The following is a 21,319-nucleotide window of genomic DNA, read 5'->3' as shown; positions in this document are numbered from 1 at the left end:
AATTATTAAAAATAATTAGTTGAAATGTGATGATAGAAAAAGCAGGATTTAAATCTCACCAGATACTTTTCTTCAACACACTTGCTTTTACAATCTGTTTTGCTGCATGGACACTGAACGGAGTACTTGTTACATTCCTTGTGGACTACAACATCTTTAAATGGAACAGTGTTCAGGTTGGCTGGCTTCTGGGTATCCCGATTCTTTCTGGCGCAATCTTCAGATTCCCGATTGGAATGTTGACAGATAAATTCGGTGGAAAAATTATTTTTACAACTCTTTTGTTCTTCTGCTCTATACCAATGTTCCTTCTTTCTTATGCAAATGATTATACAATATTTGCTTTGTTAAGTTTCGCCTTTGGTTTAACGGGTTCGAGTTTCGCTTGCGGAATTGCTTTTACATCGCTCTGGTATCCAAAGAATAAACAAGGTACAGCTCTCGGAATTTTTGGAGCTGGAAACGCCGGAACCGCTTTAACTGCATTCTTTGCTCCAAAACTGCTTGACTACTTAACTAATCACGGCAATAATGTGGAAGGCTGGAGAACGCTGCCGCAAATTTATGCCGCTGCTCTGGTAGCAATGGGAATTTTATTTTTCATTTTTACGACGAACAGAATTCCTGAAAAACAAAAATCAATTAATGAATTATTAAATCCACTTAAGCAGATTCGACTATGGCGTTTCGGTTTGTATTATTTTCTTGTCTTTGGATGCTTTGTTGCCTATTCGCAATGGTTGATTCCTTATTATGTGAACGCTTATTACATGACTCTCGTAACCGCAGGTATTTTAACTGCGATGTTCAGCTTACCTGCAGGACTTATCCGCGCTTTTGGGGGATGGCTTGCTGATAAATTTGGTGCGCGAAAAGTTATGTATTATGTATTCAGAGCATCAATCGTTTTTGCGTTTCTATTAATTTTTCCGAGGATGGAAATTTACTCACCCGGTGAAGGTGTTACAGCTATCAAAAGCGGTGTAGTTACTGCTGTTAATGAGAATGAAATAGTTTTAGACGATCAAAAATATCCTCTTATTAAAAAGGCTGCTGAATATTATCACGAAGCAAATGCTACTTTAGTTCTTCCCAAGATTGAAGCATGGCACGAAGCTGCAGTTAAAGTTGGTGATGAAGTTAATAAACGTGAACTTTTAGCAAGAGGTGTATCGAGAATATTTTTCCAGGCTAATGTTTGGATTTTTACAGGATTTGTTCTTTTAATTGGTATGACGTGGGGAATCGGAATGGGTGCAGTTTATAAATTTATTCCGGAATATTTTCCAAATGAAGTTGGTGTGGTCGGCGGTACGGTAGGAGTTCTCGGTGGATTAGGTGGTTTTTTCTGCCCGATTATTTTTGGATATTTATTGAGTGTACTCGGTGTATGGACATCAAGCTGGTTTCTAATGCTATTGCTTTCTATTACGTGTTACATTTGGTTTCATAAAGTTGTAACAAGAATGTTGAATCAAAAATCACCCGAGCTTCAGGAAAAATTCGAAACAGCAAAATAAAATTTTTATTGTTCTTTGATTTATTTATTAAGATGTCATTGGCAACAATTACATTTATTGCGTTGCATTTCTGGATATAAACCTGTTGAATTGATCATAAACAGAATGTAAAAATCCAATAAATGCTGCAAGCCATGCAGTTAGCGCGATATAAATAAAATATTTCGGTACATCTTCAAGGAAGTAGATGTCCATTGAATCTGCCATATGAAATGTGCAGGCAGTGTACATTCCTAAAGGAAACACCGCACCCCAATATAAAGGATCGTATTTGAGTGGAAATCGTTTGTATATATGTCGCCAGATAGCAAGCACAAAAAGCATTGGTATCCACCACGTTCCGGTTGCCCAGTAGAAAATTGTAAAACCTTTAACAAAAGGAATTAGCGATTCTAAAAAAGGTGCATGGTGAGTACTTGATATCAACAGAGATCCTGCTAAAGTAGATATTGCCATCGCACCCATATTTATCCAGTAAGGTGGTGAAAGATCTCCCGGAAAAAGTTTGAAAAATGTATAACGATAAAAAATCAGTGAGATCATCCAGATATAAAGCATACCTCCCCACATCCACATACACAGAGCCAGAAAGTTCATTTGTAATTTGTAAGGTTGTTCAAGGTGTGCTGCAATTAATGTACTTAGCGCTGCAATTGACTGGGTTGCAACTACAGCTAAAAGCCAGGCACCGGTTATTCCCTGATCAAGCGACGGTTTGTTTTCTTTTACAGTTAAAGCTGTGAAAATTGTATAGTTGAATATTACCCAAAGAATTATTCCTATTATCCATAACGCAAAAGCAAAAGAGTAATCATTATAGATTATGATGAACTGACTACCAAGAATACACGAACCGGCAACAATAGTAAAGAATCCCGGACCTTTTTGATGATCTATCATATCGTATAAAAAATCTTTACGATAAAACAGTATTCTCAGGATATTCAATATCCCAAGTAAAATATAGAATACGATATTCAGCCAGAACAGTATATGTGCTACTATATGAACTTTTAGCATGAAATGAGAAATTGAGATAATACCGGTGGACATCACCATAGCGAAATATGCTGGAGGAAGATTTTTGACTACTTCCCGCAATTTATTAATAAAGTGACTGCCTTCTGCGGAGATGCTACTATTGTTGTTCATTCGTTAAGTTAAATTAATGAATAAAGAAGGAATGTTCAAAAGAAATATATTAAAAAAATGATGTTGAGAAAATTAAACTGAGAATTTTTCTAACCTTTACTATTTCAGTTTAATGACTATATTTATTGCATCATTTAATGAGAAGGAAAAATATCAATATGAATAAAGATAAAAACTCTGATCCAATTAAAAGATTTGTTGAAAAAGAAAGCTCGGAAGAGTATTCTCCGATGGAGCCGCCAGACGCATTTTCACCTCCGGCATTAGATGAGGTTGAGTACGAACAGATGAATAGTGTTCTTAAAAATTTTATGGATGAACATAAAGCTTGTCTTAAAAAACTGGATATGTTCGAAGAAACACTTAACAAAATCAGAATAAATGGATTCAGTGCTCAAAAAGAAGTAAGCGGAGCCCTTTCGGAATTTTTTCAGTTTGTTGATAACAACATTCGCACACACAATTTAAAAGAAGAAAAATTCTTATTCCCTCTTCTTAATCAACGTTATATTGAAAAAGGCGAACACAGTACAGGTCCTGAGAAAACAAATGCAGTTGATATGCTGGAAGATGATCACATAAAATTTATTCAGATCGCTGCCATCACTTTTACAATGTTCGGACTTGCCGGAAGATTACCTGATCAGTCTTCACGTCTTGTAATTCTTGACATAGCTCTCGAACAAGGTAAACAAATGGTTGAAATGCTGCGGCTACATATTTTCAGAGAAGATAAAATTGTGTTTCCGTTTGCTCAGTTAAATTTAACCAATAATGAATTTGCAGAAATGAGTTCAAATATGGATCGTTTTTCGCCACATTAATTTTTTAAAATTTTCTAAACCAAAAATGAATGGAGCAAAATAATATGGCAAATCAAATTATAAATTTTTTACACCTGCTGGCAACGTCTGTCTGGATAGGAGGAATGATTTATATGCACTTGATTTTACTTCCATCCTTAAAATTAATTGATGCACAGCAAAGTGGGAAACTTATGGGTATCATTTCAAAAAAATTTTCTATCACTGCCTGGATAAGCATTATAATTCTTCTTATTACCGGATACTTGAAAACACCTGCGGAAATGCTTTTAAACACTTCTTCTCAATCAGGAATTATATTGACTGCAAAACATATTCTTATCCTTTGCGTAATCGCAGTAGGATTGATAATAGCAATACGCATCGTACCGAAACTTAGAGGATCGATGCCAAAGCCAGGCGAAGCACCTCAGGCTGAGTTTATAAAATCACAAAAAATTCTTCACACTTTAGCAACAATTAACCTCACTCTTGGTCTTCTAATAATTGTACTTGCTTCAATGCTTTGGTGATGATTAATTTTACTGCATTAAGATATTATTTAAATAGTAATCATTCTTTAAAATTAGAGGCAAACAAATGAGTAAACCATATTTCCCGGTTGAATCACTTTACCGCATGCCATGGACAATGCCGGATAACGGTATTACCTGGCTTGAACCAACTTCACAATGTAACCTTAGCTGCTATGGCTGCTACCGGAAGAACATAAAAAATTCTCATAAATCTTTGGAACAGGTAAAGCACGAACTTGATTTTTTCCAGTCACAAAGAAAATCAGATTGTATCTCAATTGCCGGTGGCGATCCGTTAGTCTATCCTCACATAATTGAGTTAGTAAAGCATATAAAATCAAGAGGACTCAAACCAATAATAAATACAAATGGAATTGCTCTTACAAAAGAATTGCTTCACAATCTTAAAAAAGCAGGCGTGTTCGGGTTTACTTTTCATATAGATTCAAAACAAGGCAGAGGCAGAGAAGAGAAATGGAAAGACAAAAATGAAGTTGAACTGAACGAGCTTCGTCTCTATTATGCTGAGATGCTTGCTGCCGAAGGAGGAATTGCCTGCTCTTTCAACTCAACTGTTTATGGAGATACACTTCAGTATGTTCCTGAACTGGTTGCCTGGGCGCAAAAACATATTGATATAGTTGATACAATGGTCTTCATTCTGTTCAGATATATTACACCAAATACACCCTTTAATTTTTATATTGGAGATCAAAGGATTGTTTGGACAGACATACATTATCATTCAGAGCAGGAAGAAGTAGTTGATTTAAAATCACCGATGATTGTGGAGAAAATCAGGGAAAGATTTCCTGACTTTGCACCATCCGCATTTTTAAATGGAACTCACAAAGCTGATGATTACAAATGGCTTCTTTCTGAAAGAATCGGAAATAAAAATAAAATATTCGGCTACACTGGTAAAAAGTTTATGGAACTGGTAATGACCGTCTATCATTTTAAGTATGACAAATACTTAAGCTATGCATCTCCAAAAACATTGGCAATGGGAAGATCAACAATGTTTGTGTTATCACTTTTCGATAAAGGTGTCAGGAAAGCTCTGAAAAATTATCTGAAATATCTTGCTGTTAATCCGTTCAGAATTTTTAAGAAAGCACATCTGCAATCAATATTAATTATACAACCACCTGATCTGATGGCTAATGGTGATCAGAGTATGTGCGATGGATGCCCGGACATTACTTACTGGAAAGATAAGGACGGAAAAGAACAGCTTGTCTGGTCCTGCAGACTTGAAGAACCAATGAAGTACGGTGATTTCTTAAGAATGATTCCAAAGAATGCGATCACAAACGAAAATGAAAAAGTTTTGCATTTAAATTACAACGAAAAATAATATTTAGATAAATGATGAAGGAGGTTAACAATGTCGCAAATTCCAAAACGATTTAAAAAGTTTACTGAAGATCATCCCGATGTTGCAAAAGCTTATGAAAAAATGGGAGATGCAGTTCACGCCGCAGGTCCACTGGATGAAAAAACGAGAGCATTAATAAAACTTGCTATCTCAACCGGTGCACGACTCGAAGGCGCTGTTCATTCGCATGCCCGTAAAGCTATTGCTACCGGTTGTTCTACTGATGAATTGCGACATGTTGCTTTACTATCTCTTCCTACCATCGGGCTTCCATCTATGATGGCTGCATTAAGCTGGATTGACGATATTATTACTGGAATTAAATAATGGAAACATTATTGCAACTTTTCCTTTCGTTTCTGAAAGTTGGTTCTTTTTCGTTTGGTGGTGCTTATTCACTTTTACCACTAATTGAACGCGAAGTTGTAACTAATAATCATTGGCTTTCAAAAGAAGAATTTTTAAGAGTACTTGGTATGGTCGAAATTTTCCCCGGAGCCATTTCAATTAAGTTTGCCACATACACAGGCTACAAAACCGGTGGAATACTCGGTGCTGTTGCAGCAAATTTAGGTAACCTGTTTACTCCCGCTATTATGATATTATTTACTGCATATTTTTATTCATTATATGAAAAAAATGAATTCGTTAATAAAGCTTTTAGTGGGATTAAATATGCAATAGTGGGAATGATTGTTGCAATAATGTATCAATACGCAATTAAAAGTGGAACCGATTGGAGAGCTTATTTAATGCTCGTCGTCGGAGCAGCATTAATTCTTACATTCAAAATGCATCCGGCTTTTGTAGTTCTCATTGCTGCTGTTATTGGACTAATAATTTTTTAAGAATATGAAACTGGTTGATAGCTTCGGTAGGATCCACGATTACATCCGCATTTCTTTAATTGATAAATGCAATCTTAATTGTATTTACTGTAATCCTGTTAAGTTGTTTAATACTTCATTAACAAAAAAAGATATTCTTAGTTATGAAGAATTAATAAGATTAATTACAATTCTTGTAAAAGATCTTGAAGTAAAGAAAATTCGTTTTACAGGCGGAGAACCATTAATCAGAAAAGATATAGTCAAGTTTTTTGATATGTTGTGTTCTCTTAAAAAAGAAAATCCCTTTGAAGTTGGAATTACTACTAACGGAACCTGCCTTGAAGATAAAATTGAATCTCTGTACAGATGTGGATTGGATTCCCTGAATATCAGCCTTGATACATTAAACAGACAAAAATTTATAGCGATTACCGAGAGCGACATGTTTGAATCTACACTTCGCTCAATCAATATAGCAATGAACACAGGCTTCAAAAATGTAAAAGTAAACTCTGTTATTATCAGAAACATAAATGATGATGAGCTTATTGATTTCATAGATTATTTTAAGGATACCGATATTAATATCAGGTTCATTGAATATATGCCCTTCAGCGGGAATAATTGGGATAATGAAAAGTTCCTTCCGTGGCAGAAAATGAAATCACGTATAGAAGCTAAATATAAATTAGTGAGTGTGGTTCAGGAAGGAAAAATTGCAAAAGATTATGCAGTTGAAGGAACGAATTGCAAAGTTGGTTTTATCAGTTCAGTTTCTAATCACTTTTGCGATAGTTGTAATCGCTTGAGAATAACCGCATCAGGAAAAATAAAACTCTGTCTGTTTTCTTCTGTGGAAGATATTGATTTAAAGATTATGCTGAGTGATAATTCTATTGAAGATGAAATAATTGCAGAAGTAATTTCAAATTCATTAAAGAAAAAATGGTACAAGCATCCCGAAGCAGAAGAACTTGCAGAAATGAATTATAACAACATGATGAGCATTGGTGGATGAAAAACTTTTCTCACACAGATAAATCTGGCAAAGCAAAAATGGTTGATGTTTCATCAAAAGAAAAAACTGTGCGAACAGCAGAAGCATCTGCTGAAGTTCATGTATCAAAAAAAGTATTTGATAAAATAAAGAGCAATGAAATCCAAAAAGGTGACGTACTAGCAGTTGCGAAAATTTCAGGCATACAAGCTGCAAAAAAAACATCTGAGTTAATTCCACTTTGCCACAATATTTTCATTTCTTCTATAGATGTTGTATTAAATCTCAATGAGAAGAAAAATACCGTTGAAATTAAATCATTAGCTAAAACTATAGCTCAAACCGGAATAGAAATGGAAGCACTGACCGCTGTCAGCATTTCAGCTTTAACAATTTATGATATGTGCAAAGCATTAGATAAATCAATTACGATCAAGGAAATAAAATTACTAAGTAAGACTGGAGGAAAGAGTGGAAACTTTCATCATAAATGAAAAACTATTCAATAAACATCATGTTCAATCTGGAAGAATTGTTGCTATCTCAACAAGTAAAAAGAAAGGAATACCTAAATCAAATGTTTCATCAGCACAATTAATTGAAGAATATGGAATCGATGGAGATGCACACGCCGGAAACTGGCATCGACAGGTAAGTTTTCTTGCGATGGAAAGCATTACTACGATGCGTGAAAAAGGTTTACCGAAACTTCGTCCCGGTGCTTTTGCGGAAAATATTACAACAGAATTTATCAATCTTCCCGGTTTACACGTCGGTAATAAAATTAAAATCGGAAAAGAAGTTGAACTTGAAGTTACGCAGATAGGAAAGGAATGCCACACAAAGTGTGCTATTTATTTTAAAGTTGGTGATTGTGTTATGCCAACCGAAGGTATTTTTGCAAAAGTAATTAAAGGTGGTACGATTTACGTTTCAGATGAAGTTAATATAGCAGATTAAAATGATTTCTTACACAGAATCATATCAAATTGTAAAAAATGAATTTCTAAAATTAAAACTTGAAATTGAAGAAGTTGATCTTCTGAATTCACTCAACAGAATTTTGGCTGATGATGTTTATTCTGATATCAACCAACCTCCCTTTCACAACTCAGCAATGGATGGATTTGCAATCAGGTTTAATCCTAACATCAAAAAGTGGAAAATCATTGGAGAAATTTCAGCCGGAAATTATAATCGATTCACGCTGAATGATGAATCTGCTGTTCTGATAATGACTGGAGGCAAAATTCCTGAAAATACTTCCGCAATTCTCCCCGTTGAAGATGCAATTACCAATAACGGATTTGTAATGCTTGCGGATGGAAAATCAATTAAGGAAAGTCAACATATCAGAAAAAAAGGAGAAGATTTATCAGAAGGAATACTGGCACTTAAAAAAAATCAATTAATCACTTCCAATAAAATTTCATTACTTGGTGCATGCGGAAAATCGAAAGTGAAAGTTTACCGTAAAATTAAATTCGGAGTGTTTTCAACCGGTGATGAACTTATTGATATTGATGGTAAAGTTACTGAAGATAAAATTCGAGGGACCAATCTTTACTCGGTTATTTCTTTATTGAATGAATGTAATATGGAGACGTTAAACTTTGGATTTGTAAAAGATGACAAAGCAAAAATCCGTGAGAAACTTGCAGACGCGTTTAACAGCGATATTGATATCCTTGTTACAACAGGCGGCGTTTCCGTTGGCAAGTATGATTATCTTAAAGAATTATTAATCGAGTTTGGTACCGAAGTTAAATTCTGGAAAGTTAACATTAAACCGGGCAAACCGATCGTATTTGGTATTTGGGAAAAAGAAAACAAGACGAAATTGGTTTTTGGACTTCCCGGAAATCCGGTTTCATCTTATGTGAATTTTTTAATTTTTATCAAACCTGCGATTCTGAATTTTTTTGGGATTACTCCAGACAACTCTGTTATGGCAGAATTAACTGAATCAATTATTAAAAAAGATGATAAAAGAAATTTCTTTCGCGGTCGTTTGGGATTCAATTTAGAAAAAGGAAAATACTTTGTAAAAGCTTCAGAAGCACAATCATCTGCTGATATGATGCAGCTTGCAAATGCAAATTGTCTGATTATAATTGAAGAAGAGCGAATGAATCCCCAAAAAGGAGAAATGATAGAATGTATAAAGATATAACTGGAATAATTCTCGCCGGCGGAAAAAGCAAACGAATGGGTTTGAATAAATCTTTTCTTAAGGTCGGTGAAGTGACGATGATTGAAAGAACTACTGAACTGATGAAGAGTTTGTTTGATCGTGTGATACTCATAACAAATACTCCTGATGAATACAAATTTCTTGGAATAGAAATGTTTGAAGATATCTATAAAAATGTTGGTCCACTCGCCGGCATACATTCAGGATTAGCTCATTCGATTACAGATAAGAATTTTATCATCTCCTGCGATATACCGTTTGTGAATAAGGGTGTAATTGAATTCATCATCAATTATAAAACCAATAAGTCAATTACGATTACAAAAGCAGATGGATTCGTTCAGCAGTTGTGTGGTCTCTATTCAAAACAAGATTTACAGGAAATAGTTGAACTTATTGAAGATGATAAACTTGAGATTAACAATTCTCAAAAGTGTGGATGTAAAGTTTTACAGCTTGTTCAAAAACTTGATGCTGAAATTATAGACATCGCTAATGAATACGACGGATACGAAGAAGGTATGTTTCTAAATATGAATAAGCCTGAAGACTTTGAACTTGTTAGAGGGAGAATGAATTTGTCAAGCTGAATTTTTTCAGCATCGTTAATTAATAAGAATCAAAAACAAAGGAGTAATAATGAAATCTATTTCAGAATTTATGGAACAAGATCACGACAGATTGGATGACATATATATTCAGTTTAAAGAGCTGAGAGATTCCGATCAGAATAAAGCAATGGATATTTTTTCTGAATTTAAAACAGATTTACAAAAACATATTTTATGGGAAGAGGAGATTTTATTTCCGTTGTTCGAAAGCAAAACCGGAATGGCTGATACAGGTCCAACCGCAGTTATGAAAATGGAACACAGAGAAATAAAGAATTATTTAAATGAAATTTTCACATATCTGAAAAATGGTAATACTCAAACAGATGAACTTGAAGAAGGATTACTTGAAGTCCTTAGCGAGCATAATCTTAAGGAGGAAAACATACTTTATCCAATGATTGATAATGCAGTTGACGATAAGGAACTTGAAGATGTATTTTTCAGAATAAAAGATCTCTCACCGAAAAATTATGACAACTGAATTAATTTTCACTTGTCGATTGCTCATAATTAATCCAAAATAATTTATTTGCGTCAAGAGAATGACTTGATTCAAATTAGTCATTATTACCATATTGACGATAATCTAAATGCATTTACTGATGAAACGAAATAATTATTTTTATCTACTGTCGGCACTTATTGTCTTTTTTTTATTATTTTTTTCAAGTTGTGATTCCGTTTCTGATCCACCACCCATAGTTGACAATACTTTTAACGGATTTGAGACATACCAGGTTGCAGAAATATTCGCAAAAAATTGTGCGCAATCTGGCTGTCATTCCGGTACTGAACCGGAACACAATCTTTCATTTGAATCGTGGTCAAAGTTGATACTTGGTTCCTCCGGAAGACACTTTGGTGATACAACAGGGCATGAAAAATCATCAAATATTTTTCATGGTGCTGATGAATACGGAGGGGAGGCTGTAATTCCATTTAATGCTGAGCGTAGTTTACTTTATAGATTAGTTATTGGAGATGTTGAAAATTCTTCATTCCGAATGCCTTATAACAAACCAAAGTTATCTGACAATGAAATCAACATAATCAGAGATTGGATAAACAATGGCGCTAAATCTTTTTCAGGTGAAGTTCCATACTTATCTTCAAATGATGAAATATTCGTTTGTAATCAGGCTGGTGATGAAGTGTCAGTTATTGATTTACAAAACAAACTTGTTAAAAGAACGATTGATGTTAATCTAAATCCGGCAAGCATTGATCATCCCGATCACATCACAAGAAAAGATGGATTTTTATATGTCGGGCTTGTTGCAGCAGGTAAAATACTTAAGATTGATATAAACACTTATCAAATAGTCGGAACTGTAAGTGGATTGGAATTCCCCGGTATGATAGTTTTCAGTAGTGATGGAAGAAAACTTTTTGTATCCAAATCTCCGCTCGCTCCAGGTGCAATAACAGGTGTGTACGAAATTGATCTGGCAACTATGACTCTGGTTTCTGAAATAAGCTTGCCAATTGCCGGTGTACCGCACGCTCTTGCCATTACACCTGATGACAAACTGCTTATTGCAGATATGAAGTGGGACAGAATATATATATATGACACAAATTTAAATGACTTCGATGGTGACCCAATTTTAATGTCACCCGGACAAACACCCTTTCATGAACCTATTCATGCCTACATATCTCCCGATGGGAAATATTTGTATGTTTCCTGCAAGGGATCAGGTTATGTAATTATTTATGATGTTCAATCGCGTCAGGAAGCAGCACGTTTATCTATGGGCGATCATCCGATGCAGATGGCAATTACACCCGACGGGTCCAAAATTTATGTTGCAGTATTCCATGAAGGAAAAATTAAGGTCATCAAGAAAGATGGAACAAACTGGAGTATTGAAAATGAAATCTCGCATCATGCTTTTCATGATTTATGGGGAATTGATTTGACATCTGACGGCAAATATGTTGTTGCTACAAGTTCAAATGAGATGAATGGATATAAACCAAGATATAATCCGGTGGGAAAACAAAGAATCTCAAATGTGGCATTTGTGGAAACTGCTACAAATGAAGTGGTCAGAATTATTGATGTTGAAAGATATGCTTCAGGAATAAATGCAAGGTAATCAAATAGATTAACTCAACCCAGAAATTTCATTTCCTATTTGCTCTGAATATTCAAATATTTTAATTGCTTTTTCCTGATCGGCAGGTGTAAGATTTCGGATAAAAAAACACAGAATAAACAACACATTATTATTCTGCAGGAATGGAATACTCACTGCTGAATTTAATCCGCTCTTCGAAGCAACCTCTGTTCTGAGAAAATTATTATTTAAAAAAATATCTTCAATCCACATTACTTTTTTTTGCTGCCATGTTCTGCCTACTAATCCAATTCCTTTTGCAAACTTGTGAACCGAACTGAACTTGGAGAATTTTTCAAAGTGTTTTGAAAGTTTACTCCAGAAGCCAGTCCAGACCATAAATTTTCCATCTTTTGAAGGAAGCCAGATTTCACCATACTCCCAATCGTTCAGCTTGCATATATTCTTTAGAAGGAATTGACTTGCTGAATTCAAATTCCCCCATTGACTCAGTTCAGATATTATTTTTTTTAATTCACTATCCATTAAATTTTTATTTTAACAATTTGTGAAATGTTCAGTCGTTAAAATATTTAGTATTAGTTTTTGAAATTTTTCTGAGTGTCTCTTTAGAATCTTTATTGATTTCTCTATAGATATATATTCAACTTATATTTTAACTGCTGCTCTGCAGAGGTTTATCACCCGATTTTCTTTTTGAAATTCTACGGTCAACTGATAAGCCACCAGAGCCGAAAACAAAATATATAAGTAAGAGAACAAGCACAAGCGCTGAAAGTTCAAGCGACTGACCAACCGAAAGTAATCCTTGTTTAAGATGAACAAGAAATACTGCACCGAAAAGCACCGGAATCTGAAGCAGCGATCCGAGTCTGGTTATCAAACCAATTGCAAGTGAAAATCCTCCAATAATATGCGCAACAGTTATGTACGAATACCACCAATAAATTCTATCTTCCTCAGCAAGCCTGGTTATGGCTGCAGGATCTGAAGCAAGTATCCATCCACGAACAAATAATGCAACACCTAAAAATATTCTGATCAGACCGTACGCCAGATCACTGTTTTTATCTAACCACAACTTAAGCTTTTCAAAGAATGCCATTTTTTACTCTTGGATATTAATATTATGACGTAAATTATTTCAGATGTTTATTAGTATTTCTTAAAATATGAATAAACTTTTTAACCTGATATCATGATAGCATTTATTCATGTGAAAAATCTTATCATCAAAAAAAATCAAGATTATTTTCCTAAATCACTTTTTACTTTTGATAATAAATAATCTGCAACAGCTTTAGCTTCATCTGGTTTTAAACCTGGATTGGGCATCGGCGGATAATCAGGATTAACTTTAACAGGATTTCTAATAAAAGCTATTAGCTGATTTTCCTTTCCAAAATATTTTGGGATTACTTCGTCATGCGGTGGACCAACTAATTTTTTATCAAAAGTATGACAAGATGCACATCGGACAGAGTAAAGTTCTTCACCATTGATGGTAACAACTTTATCGCTTCCTTTTAATTCAGCCAGGTAATCATCATACTTTGCTGCGAGCATTGTGTATTGAACTTTGTTTGAACCTGCAATAAGCATTTGATCGCTCAAAGCATTGATTAATACAAAAAGTACCAGTAACACAAGTAAATATGCTGCGAATGTTTTGTTTGCATTTTTGTACAACTGATAAAGTAAGTGATAAGCTATGAATAAAAACACGACACTGAGAATTAAATAAAAGAAGAAAGCTCCTGATAATGAAGTTTTGGGCAGCAATATCATGTTAATAAATATCAATAATGGTATGCTGACTATTGCTGCGAATGTAATCTTTAAATAGAGTTGTACAGCAGACGACGAGTAATCTTCATTGGTATCCGCGTTAGATTTTTTAATGTTGTATTTTCTAAATAATAAAATAGCTCCTGTAACAGCAAGCGAAATAAGTATTAACAATAAAAATCTGAAAAGTACAACACCAGAGAACAGGTTTATTGATTCAGCAGCAGCTAAAGAAGACTCAGTGTATATAGAACTTGTCATTGCTGCACTAAATAACCATAACGAGAAAAACAAAAGTATCGAACCAGCCAATCCTGAATTAATATCAACCTGTTTGAACATGTAAAACGAATTTTTATAACTGTAGATAAATAGCAAACCAATTACTAACAGCACCAGCGAATAAATAAGAAAATTAAGGTTGGGATTATTCTGGGATTGAAATAGTTGTGCTAAAATAAGGATTACAGTGATGCCTGGAAGAATACAAAACATAATCCCTGTCATTTTATTGAACAGAACTGTATCCATAATATCTTTTGAAAGTAGTTCATATTTAACATCCAGATCTTTGCTTGCTTTCCGCTTCAGATAAATTGAGATTAAAGTTCCCCATAAAATTATACTGCTGAATACAATGAACAGCATCATGACAATTACTAACATATATCCGATCAATTCAATGTGTTCAGTTGATTGAGGTAACGTGAAATTTTTAAGCCACTCCATACTTTCCTGTAATTAAGTTTAAGTGAGTTGATGTAAAAAAAAGAAAAAATTAATGAGATAAAATTCTCTGTTCAAGATACAATTATCCCTGAATTTCAGCAAAAAAATAATCAAAAATCTTTCTTTTTAAAAATCCTGCTGCTTAAAAAGAAAGGAATAAATATCCAGATGATAAGACAAATGAAAGAAATAATCATCCCGGATGAACTTCCGAAAAATCTTTGAAATACGGCTCCGGTGTAACCCATCAAAGCGGCAATATCAAACTTCATTAAAAATAAAATTCTTCCAAGATCAATTGGATTTAGAGTACTCAGAATTATCATTGCATTTTCAAGCGGGTAATCCTGAAAATAATATATAACCAAAAGAATGATTCCGTCGTAAACAACTGCAAGTACCAACCAGATTAAAATTGCAATACCAAGTCCTTTTGATTTGTCATCCTGCTTTACAGAAATCAAAAACGAAAGTGCAATGAAGATGAACGTGAGTAAAATTCCGATCAACAGTAATAAAATAAATCCATCAATCTGCTCACCAACTTTTCCAAACAACAAAAACGGCACAGAAAATCCGATTGCGAATCCTGCAGAAAGAGGAATTGCCGTTCCTAAAAATATTCCGAGGAAAAGGGATTTCCTGTCAATCGGTTGGCTCAGCATCATCTCGATAAATTCTCTTGAATTATAAAAATATATCGAGCCAAAAATGATTGACACAAGCGGAATGACTATTATAATTATGTTCATCAGACTGATGTATGCTTTGTTTACATCTCCGCTAAAAGTAAATAATCCATATCCAACTAGAAAGAAAAAGAAAGTGTAAAGCAAAACCCACTTGCTTCTGATTGTGTTGTGGATTTCGTAAAGTAATATTTTTTTAACGAGTTTCATTTCTAATTTTAATTGGCGAACTCTCTCTGTATCTCTCTCTTACAAAGAGAGAGAATTGTTATCAATATAAAACGTTTAATTTTTATTTCTGTCAGCAAAAAATTTTAAAAGTGTGAACTCAAATAAGTCCTTCTCTTCTCAAGAGAAGGATTAGGATGAGTTCACATTAATTAAGTCTTCACTCCGAATTCTTTTTTGATTTTCACAACTACGCCATCCAAATAATTTATCACTTCTTCATTCTTAAATCTTATCACTTTCAATCCAAGATGATTTAAGATTTTTGTTCTTTCCTTATCTGCTTTTAATCTATATTGATGGTATTTTCCATCAAGTTCGATTATAAGTTTCATTTCGTGGCAATAAAAATCAGATACGAAAAAAGTTTCCTTACCTGTCAAATCGTGAAAGATCGGATACTGTCAATAAAATTTCTTCCCTAATTTTTTAGCTCGAACTGATTCCCAAAGTAATCTTTCAGATTCGGTTGAATTCTTCCTAAGTTCACGACACACAGACTTGGCAACTTCGACTAATTTCCTTTTATTGTTGAGACTAATACAACTCTCTGTATCTCTCTCTTAAAAAGAGAGAGAATCGTTATCAATATATAAGGCTTAATTTTTATTTCTGTCAGCATATAAAGTGTTTTGTTCTTATACCAATAAGTCCTTCTCTTCCCAAGAGAAGGATTAGGATGAGTTCTGATTCTGACTCATCAACTCAGCAATTGCTCTTTCAAGCTTTGTTTCATTTTTATCTTCGAGCAACGACTGAACACTGCCTTTAAATTTTATTTCTCCTTCAAGTAAAAAAATAATTTCATCTGAAAGTTCCTGTACTTCATTCATTAGATGCGAAGTCAGGATTATTGTCTTTTTTTGTTCTTTCTGTTTCAGAACAAGATCTTTGAAATAGCTGCTTGAAATCGGGTCAAGTCCTGCAGTTGGTTCATCAAGAATTATTATTTTAGGGTTGAAAGCAAATGCGATCAAAGCAGATATTTTTTGCTTTGTCCCACCGGAAAGATTTTTAAACGGCTTCTCCATTTCAGGCGTAAGCTTCAGTGATGAAAGAATTTCTGCATCATCAAACTCATTACTATTTCTAATTGACTTTATCAGCGAAATAATTTCATTACCAGTCAGGTTTTCAGGATACCTTGCTATCTGTGGCATGTAACCAATTTTATTTCTGTAGAGATAATCATCTTTTACTATTGTTCCATCAACTTCGATAATTCCGGATGTTGGTCTTACAAGTCCGAGGATTGTTTTTATCAAAGTAGTTTTTCCGGAACCATTTGGACCAACAACAGCAGTAACTTTTCCTGCTTCAATAGTTAAATTAATATTCTTCAGAACATGATTCTTTCCAAAATTTTTAACGAGATTGGCTACTGTTATCAATTCACCATCCTCATTCGTGGTTTCGGATCGGTGAGTGCTTCCGGAGTTATTGCCGGAATAATACTTTCTGCAATATTCAGAATATCTATAAATAAACTATGCAGAAGTACCAAAGAAGTTGGATGAGATTCAATCATCATCGAAAACATTGTAACCGGTCGGAAAGGAATATCACCGAATCCATCTTTGTTGAGATCGTATCCATCATAATCAGCCCAATAATTTTTTTCGAATGTGTTAAAATTCTGTCTGCTGTTAGTTGAAATATCAAATGAATTTGCTGCGAAATTGTTATCATAAAAATAATTTTCCATTGAGTTTGCCATCAGCTTCAATGCCCAGCCGTTTTTGGTAAAATTGTTTTTTTCAACTGTAACTCTGCTGCTGCCTTCCATGTATAATCCGATAGAATTTTCATCAAAAATATTTTTTTCAATATGACTGTCAGAAATATCTTTCAATAATATTCCGTAGGATGCAGCACCCCAGTTTTTTAGAAAATGATTTTCAAACATCAGTACATTTTTTGTGTACATAACTGCTACTCCGGCTCCGTTATTCAGAAAAGTGTTATTTGAATATGAACAACTATCTGAAAACATAAAGTGAAGCCCGTAGCGAAGGTTTCTTTCGCTGTGGTTATTAATTATCTTCCCGTGACGAACAAACTCAAAATAAATTCCATCACGATGGTTATATACTTCATTACCTTCTATCGTAATATCGCGGCAGTACCATAGATGAATTCCGTTTCCTGAGTTCGATTCTCTTTTTCCCTCGCCTCTGATAAAATTATTCCTGACAATACAATCAGCTGACTTGGCAAGATAAATAGCAAAGAAATTGTTATTAAATTTATTTCCAGTTATTACGCAATGCCGTACTTCTTTTAATCTTATCCCTGCATTTTCTTCAAGAAAACTTATTCCGGAATTATTAATCGTAAGACCTGATATTTGAACATCATTTGAAACAATAGTAAATATCTCTCCGGTACCTTTTCCATCGATGACAGGAAAATTTTCTCCGATGATCGTTAGCTTTTTATTGACAATTATATTCCCTTCAGCATATTCTCCAGATTTAACTAAAACTGTATCGTAATCATTTGATTGAGAAATAGCTTTGAGAATTGTATTGATTGGTCCGGAGTTGGAGACGATAATTACTTTAGCAGAGGTAAGGGTTGCAAATAATGTAAAGGAAAGAAAGAATATTAGTTTTATTTGAGTTGGCATCTGACAATATCAATCAATATATATTTTGAGATTCCGGACTTTCCTGCCAAAGCAGTAAATCCGGAATGACGATCCGCTCACATACTTCTTTGTTTAACTAGTTCAATCACATCAACCCAGTTTAATATGCTACCACTACTTTCCGCTATAAACTTTTGTCTGGAAACTTCACTTTCAAACGACATCACATTTAATCCCATCGGACTTCTGATATTTTCATTGTGAACATAGAACGCTGAGTTAGCATCAATTAAAGTTTCAGGAACTGCAAAATCTGTTACTAAAAATTTTTGATTAGCATCTCCGATTAAATTTTTTACCAATGCATAATCAATCATGCATCCAACTTCATCAAATTTGAATACTTTTCCTTTATCAGTAACAATCTCCGAACCGAAGCGATTATCTGAGATCAACATCCGACAAAACTCACATTCATCTTGTCCATAATTTATAGGCTCAGGATTGCTTCCACAAGATGTGGTTCCGAAAAAAAAGAGTGCGAGTAAGAATAAAAATGATGATTGGTTACGGTTAAACAATTCAATCCTAGCTTGTTTTATTTTTTCTATCCAAAAATAAAGCGATTACAGCAATTAATACGACCACAGCAATAATCAAAGAACCAAAATGCGGCATTGAAACCGCATTGAAGTTTAAAAGCATTTTTGAACCTATTAATGGGGGCTGGTACGCCATTCCGGGAACTTTTATTGCAGCATTCGGATCAAGATCATGACCATAATCATATCCCCACAAATAAAAATCATAAAGTCCGACAGCAGCCATTACAACAAAAAGTACAATCCAGATATAAACGAGAATACGTTTCCCGAGTATGCCTGAGATCAGACCGAACAGCGTCATAAAAATAATTACGAAGGGCATAATTGTTAACTCAGGTATAGCATCCGGTTCAATTCTTTTCATTCCAATATAATGGTTTAGACCATTAATGTTTTCAAGATCATGTTCTTGTTGTCCGGTAATTTTATTTATCCAGATTTCCAAACCGATTCCTTCAGGATATTGAGGAGCTTCAAGATCAATATACCATATCGGAAAAAAGAAAGTTAAAATTAAAATAAGTGAAGCAACGATGATTAATATTTTAGATTGAGTTTTCATAAGATAAATATGTAGCACAGATTAAATAATCTGTGCTACGATTTCATTAAATTAATTATTTCCCTGTTCCATAAGTGATCGCCACGTTTGAACCTTTGGGCGATACTCTTATATATCCCTGCATTTCCTGGTGAAGTGCTGAACAAAAATCAGTGCAGTAAAATGGATATATTCCTTCCTTTTGTGGAGTCCACACAATAGTCTCGGTAGCGCCGGGCATAATCAGCAATTCGGAATTTTGCATTCCTTTAACTGCAAAACCATGAGGAATATCCCAATCCTGTTCAAGATTTGTTACGTGAAAATAAACAACATCACCAACTTTAATACCTTCAATATTATCTGGTGCAAAGTGTGTTCTGATTGTTGACATGATAACGTGTACTACATTTCCTTCTCTGACAACACGAGCATCCTTCTCTGCTTTAACTCCATACGGATGAGAATTTTCTTCAATAGGATAAATCTTTTTAGAATTTTTCATAATGATGTCTGCAGGAATTGCCTGAGCATAATGCGGCTCACCAATTGTCGGGAAATCCAAAAGCAGTTTCATCTTATCACCCGTGATATCAATTAACTGGGCTGACTGTGTCAACTCTGGTCCGGTGGGCAGATATCTGTCTTTCGTAATTTTATTTAGAGCGATTACATACTTACCCCAAGGTTTCCTTGTATCGCCTCCGGGAATGCAGAGATGACCAATAGAATAATATGCAGGAATTCTGTCAACAATTTCCCAGGAACCAACTTTCCATTTTACTATTTCTGATGAAATGAATGAAGATGTATAACCATAACCATTATCATCAAATTCTGTGTGTAGTGGACCAAGTCCAGGATTTTGAACTTCACCTGCGATCGTAGCTTCATATTTTAATACTGGTATTCCATCAATAGTAGTTTCGAATTCTTTGTTCTCAATTGCTTTAAGCATTTTGTTGAATGAATGAACAGGTATCATAGATGCAAGTTTACCACCGGCTGCTATGTATTCACCTGTTGGATCAACATCCACACCATGAGGAGATTTTGGTGTTGGCAGATAATAAATTAAACCGGGGCATTCTTCAGGAAGCAGAACTTTCACGCTCTTTTTCTCTTCCGAAATTCCCATATGTTTCTTTTCATCAAAATAATTTCTTAAGTAGCTTGTACTAAAAGTTTTTGCTTTACCTTGTTTAACATACTCTTCGGCTTTTTTCCAGTTTACCGCTGCAATAAAATCTTTATCATTTTGTGAAGCATTAACTTCAAGCAAAGTATTTGCCTGTTCTGTGTTGTAGCTTGTGAAGAAAGCCCAGCCGTGAGAGACACCTTTTCCTGAATGAGCTAAATCATAATCAAATCCCGGAACAAGGATTTGGAAAGCAACATCCATTGCCCCTTCTTTATTAACGCTTATAAAACTGATAGTGCCTTTGAAGTTTTCTTTGTACGAACTGATTGGAACATCTTTTTCAGGAATTGGAACACTGAATCTGGTTGAAGCAACAACATACTCGGTATTCTCAGTTATGAATGGAGAACCGTGATTACCACCCGAGTTTGGAATTTCAATTATCTCAGCCGTTTTAAAAGTTGAAAGATCAACTCGTGCAACTCTTGGAGTATTATTTCCATTAATAAAAATCCATCTGCCGTCTGCAATTCCATCTGTCTGAGAAAGTTTTGGATGATGAGCATCATCCCACGGAACAAAACCATGTGAGGTCATAAACATTGGTTTTGATTCTTCTGAATAACCCCAGGCTTTTTCCGGGTCTTGTGAGAAAACAGGAATTACTCTAAACAATCTTCCACTTGGCAGACCATAGACACCAATCTGTCCGCTGAATCCTCCAGAAGTGAAAAGATAAAAGTCATCATAAGTACCGGGTGCAACATAAACTCTTTCTGCTACATCCCCAGCCGTTAAATCTTTTGATTCCTGGCAGCCATAATGTAAAATCACAAATGCAGCTACTACTGCAAGACCAACAAGAATTGTGTTCAAATATTTGCGGTTCATAAATTT

At 34.5% G+C, this 21,319-nt stretch carries 23 protein-coding genes and 1 pseudogene; 13 read left to right on the top strand and 11 right to left on the bottom strand.

The window, feature by feature from the left end:
- Window positions 1-29 precede the first annotated feature (29 nt).
- Window positions 30-1,520, top strand: a complete 1,491-nt coding sequence (locus HND39_11255) for a NarK/NasA family nitrate transporter (protein ID QKJ96809.1) — start codon at window positions 30-32, stop codon at window positions 1,518-1,520.
- 54 nt (window positions 1,521-1,574) lie between these two features.
- Here HND39_11255 and HND39_11250 read toward each other — a convergent pair whose 3' ends face one another.
- Window positions 1,575-2,672, bottom strand: coding sequence for a C4-dicarboxylate ABC transporter (locus HND39_11250; protein ID QKJ96808.1), 1,098 nt, complete (start codon window positions 2,670-2,672; stop codon window positions 1,575-1,577).
- Between the two features lie 158 nt (window positions 2,673-2,830).
- On the opposite strand from HND39_11250, the gene HND39_11245 reads away from it, so the two are divergent.
- The 12 genes from HND39_11245 to HND39_11190 all read left to right on the top strand — a co-directional run bounded on the left by HND39_11245 (window position 2,831) and on the right by HND39_11190 (window position 12,129).
- Complete coding sequence (locus HND39_11245; protein QKJ96807.1) at window positions 2,831-3,496, top strand: hemerythrin domain-containing protein; 666 nt, start codon at window positions 2,831-2,833, stop codon at window positions 3,494-3,496.
- A 44-nt stretch (window positions 3,497-3,540) separates the two neighbouring features.
- Window positions 3,541-4,008 carry a hypothetical protein gene (locus tag HND39_11240; protein QKJ96806.1) on the top strand — a complete coding sequence of 156 codons (468 nt, stop codon included), beginning with the start codon at window positions 3,541-3,543 and terminating at the stop codon, window positions 4,006-4,008.
- A 67-nt stretch (window positions 4,009-4,075) separates the two neighbouring features.
- Window positions 4,076-5,371: a radical SAM protein gene (locus HND39_11235; protein QKJ96805.1), complete on the top strand. Its 1,296-nt coding sequence runs from the start codon at window positions 4,076-4,078 to the stop codon at window positions 5,369-5,371.
- 30 nt (window positions 5,372-5,401) lie between these two features.
- Window positions 5,402-5,719, top strand: coding sequence for a carboxymuconolactone decarboxylase family protein (locus HND39_11230; GenBank protein QKJ96804.1), 318 nt, complete (start codon window positions 5,402-5,404; stop codon window positions 5,717-5,719).
- Window positions 5,716-6,240 (top strand): chromate transporter, encoded by a 525-nt coding sequence (locus HND39_11225; GenBank protein QKJ97979.1) that lies wholly within the window; start codon window positions 5,716-5,718, stop codon window positions 6,238-6,240. Before HND39_11230 ends, HND39_11225 begins: the two co-directional genes overlap by 4 nt.
- A 4-nt stretch (window positions 6,241-6,244) precedes the next feature.
- The gene (gene moaA / locus HND39_11220; GenBank protein QKJ96803.1) at window positions 6,245-7,240 is read left to right on the top strand and encodes a GTP 3',8-cyclase MoaA; all 996 of its coding nucleotides are present in this window, start codon (window positions 6,245-6,247) and stop codon (window positions 7,238-7,240) included.
- The gene (gene moaC, locus HND39_11215; GenBank protein ID QKJ96802.1) at window positions 7,237-7,713 is read left to right on the top strand and encodes a cyclic pyranopterin monophosphate synthase MoaC; all 477 of its coding nucleotides are present in this window, start codon (window positions 7,237-7,239) and stop codon (window positions 7,711-7,713) included. The genes moaA and moaC overlap by 4 nt, the downstream gene beginning before the upstream one ends.
- Window positions 7,706-8,179, top strand: coding sequence for an MOSC domain-containing protein (locus HND39_11210; GenBank protein ID QKJ97978.1), 474 nt, complete (start codon window positions 7,706-7,708; stop codon window positions 8,177-8,179). Before moaC ends, HND39_11210 begins: the two co-directional genes overlap by 8 nt.
- 1 nt (window position 8,180) lies before the next feature.
- The gene (locus tag HND39_11205) at window positions 8,181-9,392 is read left to right on the top strand and encodes a molybdopterin molybdotransferase MoeA (protein QKJ96801.1); all 1,212 of its coding nucleotides are present in this window, start codon (window positions 8,181-8,183) and stop codon (window positions 9,390-9,392) included.
- Entirely contained in the window at window positions 9,377-10,003 is a 627-nt protein-coding gene (locus HND39_11200) for a molybdenum cofactor guanylyltransferase (GenBank protein QKJ96800.1), read from the top strand. Before HND39_11205 ends, HND39_11200 begins: the two co-directional genes overlap by 16 nt.
- 49 nt (window positions 10,004-10,052) lie before the next feature.
- The gene (locus tag HND39_11195; GenBank protein QKJ96799.1) at window positions 10,053-10,508 is read left to right on the top strand and encodes a hemerythrin domain-containing protein; all 456 of its coding nucleotides are present in this window, start codon (window positions 10,053-10,055) and stop codon (window positions 10,506-10,508) included.
- Window positions 10,509-10,629: 121 nt separating this feature from the next.
- Window positions 10,630-12,129: a beta-propeller fold lactonase family protein gene (locus tag HND39_11190; protein QKJ96798.1), complete on the top strand. Its 1,500-nt coding sequence runs from the start codon at window positions 10,630-10,632 to the stop codon at window positions 12,127-12,129.
- 9 nt (window positions 12,130-12,138) lie between these two features.
- On the opposite strand, the gene HND39_11185 is transcribed toward HND39_11190, so the two are convergent.
- From HND39_11185 to nosZ, 10 genes and pseudogenes are all read right to left on the bottom strand, one after another.
- A complete protein-coding gene (locus HND39_11185; GenBank protein ID QKJ96797.1) occupies window positions 12,139-12,636 on the bottom strand; it encodes a GAF domain-containing protein in 498 nt (165 codons plus the stop codon).
- Window positions 12,637-12,766: 130 nt separating this feature from the next.
- Complete coding sequence (locus HND39_11180) at window positions 12,767-13,216, bottom strand: DoxX family protein (GenBank protein ID QKJ96796.1); 450 nt, start codon at window positions 13,214-13,216, stop codon at window positions 12,767-12,769.
- Between the two features lie 143 nt (window positions 13,217-13,359).
- On the bottom strand, window positions 13,360-14,628 hold the full coding sequence (locus HND39_11175; GenBank protein QKJ96795.1) for a c-type cytochrome: 1,269 nt from the start codon (window positions 14,626-14,628) through the stop codon (window positions 13,360-13,362).
- Between the two features lie 110 nt (window positions 14,629-14,738).
- Complete coding sequence (locus HND39_11170; GenBank protein ID QKJ96794.1) at window positions 14,739-15,527, bottom strand: ABC transporter permease subunit; 789 nt, start codon at window positions 15,525-15,527, stop codon at window positions 14,739-14,741.
- 170 nt (window positions 15,528-15,697) lie between these two features.
- Window positions 15,698-16,087: pseudogene (locus HND39_11165) on the bottom strand (endonuclease domain-containing protein).
- A gap of 132 nt (window positions 16,088-16,219) precedes the next feature.
- Window positions 16,220-16,936: an ABC transporter ATP-binding protein gene (locus tag HND39_11160; GenBank protein QKJ96793.1), complete on the bottom strand. Its 717-nt coding sequence runs from the start codon at window positions 16,934-16,936 to the stop codon at window positions 16,220-16,222.
- Window positions 16,933-18,174, bottom strand: coding sequence for a nitrous oxide reductase family maturation protein NosD (locus tag HND39_11155; protein QKJ96792.1), 1,242 nt, complete (start codon window positions 18,172-18,174; stop codon window positions 16,933-16,935). The genes HND39_11160 and HND39_11155 overlap by 4 nt, the downstream gene beginning before the upstream one ends.
- Window positions 18,175-18,251: 77 nt before the next feature.
- Window positions 18,252-18,716, bottom strand: coding sequence for a nitrous oxide reductase (locus tag HND39_11150; protein ID QKJ96791.1), 465 nt, complete (start codon window positions 18,714-18,716; stop codon window positions 18,252-18,254).
- 7 nt (window positions 18,717-18,723) lie between these two features.
- A complete protein-coding gene (locus HND39_11145) occupies window positions 18,724-19,302 on the bottom strand; it encodes a hypothetical protein (GenBank protein ID QKJ96790.1) in 579 nt (192 codons plus the stop codon).
- Between the two features lie 55 nt (window positions 19,303-19,357).
- Window positions 19,358-21,313: a Sec-dependent nitrous-oxide reductase gene (gene nosZ, locus HND39_11140; GenBank protein QKJ96789.1), complete on the bottom strand. Its 1,956-nt coding sequence runs from the start codon at window positions 21,311-21,313 to the stop codon at window positions 19,358-19,360.
- Window positions 21,314-21,319 lie beyond the last annotated feature (6 nt).

The sequence above is a fragment of the Ignavibacteriota bacterium genome (genome assembly GCA_013285405.1).
In the GTDB taxonomy this organism is placed as follows: Bacteria; Bacteroidota; Ignavibacteria; order Ignavibacteriales; family Ignavibacteriaceae; genus IGN2.
This window is presented reverse-complemented; position numbering and strand designations above follow the sequence as displayed.

Coding starts and splice junctions, on each gene's coding strand:
- HND39_11255 (QKJ96809.1), top strand. CDS start 30: ATGATAGAAAAAGCAGGATTTAAATCTCACCAGATACTTTTCTTCAAC.
- HND39_11250 (QKJ96808.1), bottom strand. CDS start 2,672: ATGAACAACAATAGTAGCATCTCCGCAGAAGGCAGTCACTTTATTAAT.
- HND39_11245 (QKJ96807.1), top strand. CDS start 2,831: ATGAATAAAGATAAAAACTCTGATCCAATTAAAAGATTTGTTGAAAAA.
- HND39_11240 (QKJ96806.1), top strand. CDS start 3,541: ATGGCAAATCAAATTATAAATTTTTTACACCTGCTGGCAACGTCTGTC.
- HND39_11235 (QKJ96805.1), top strand. CDS start 4,076: ATGAGTAAACCATATTTCCCGGTTGAATCACTTTACCGCATGCCATGG.
- HND39_11230 (QKJ96804.1), top strand. CDS start 5,402: ATGTCGCAAATTCCAAAACGATTTAAAAAGTTTACTGAAGATCATCCC.
- moaA (QKJ96803.1), top strand. CDS start 6,245: ATGAAACTGGTTGATAGCTTCGGTAGGATCCACGATTACATCCGCATT.
- moaC (QKJ96802.1), top strand. CDS start 7,237: ATGAAAAACTTTTCTCACACAGATAAATCTGGCAAAGCAAAAATGGTT.
- HND39_11205 (QKJ96801.1), top strand. CDS start 8,181: ATGATTTCTTACACAGAATCATATCAAATTGTAAAAAATGAATTTCTA.
- HND39_11200 (QKJ96800.1), top strand. CDS start 9,377: ATGTATAAAGATATAACTGGAATAATTCTCGCCGGCGGAAAAAGCAAA.
- HND39_11195 (QKJ96799.1), top strand. CDS start 10,053: ATGAAATCTATTTCAGAATTTATGGAACAAGATCACGACAGATTGGAT.
- HND39_11190 (QKJ96798.1), top strand. CDS start 10,630: ATGAAACGAAATAATTATTTTTATCTACTGTCGGCACTTATTGTCTTT.
- HND39_11185 (QKJ96797.1), bottom strand. CDS start 12,636: ATGGATAGTGAATTAAAAAAAATAATATCTGAACTGAGTCAATGGGGG.
- HND39_11180 (QKJ96796.1), bottom strand. CDS start 13,216: ATGGCATTCTTTGAAAAGCTTAAGTTGTGGTTAGATAAAAACAGTGAT.
- HND39_11175 (QKJ96795.1), bottom strand. CDS start 14,628: ATGGAGTGGCTTAAAAATTTCACGTTACCTCAATCAACTGAACACATT.
- HND39_11170 (QKJ96794.1), bottom strand. CDS start 15,527: ATGAAACTCGTTAAAAAAATATTACTTTACGAAATCCACAACACAATC.
- HND39_11155 (QKJ96792.1), bottom strand. CDS start 18,174: ATGCCAACTCAAATAAAACTAATATTCTTTCTTTCCTTTACATTATTT.
- HND39_11145 (QKJ96790.1), bottom strand. CDS start 19,302: ATGAAAACTCAATCTAAAATATTAATCATCGTTGCTTCACTTATTTTA.
- nosZ (QKJ96789.1), bottom strand. CDS start 21,313: ATGAACCGCAAATATTTGAACACAATTCTTGTTGGTCTTGCAGTAGTA.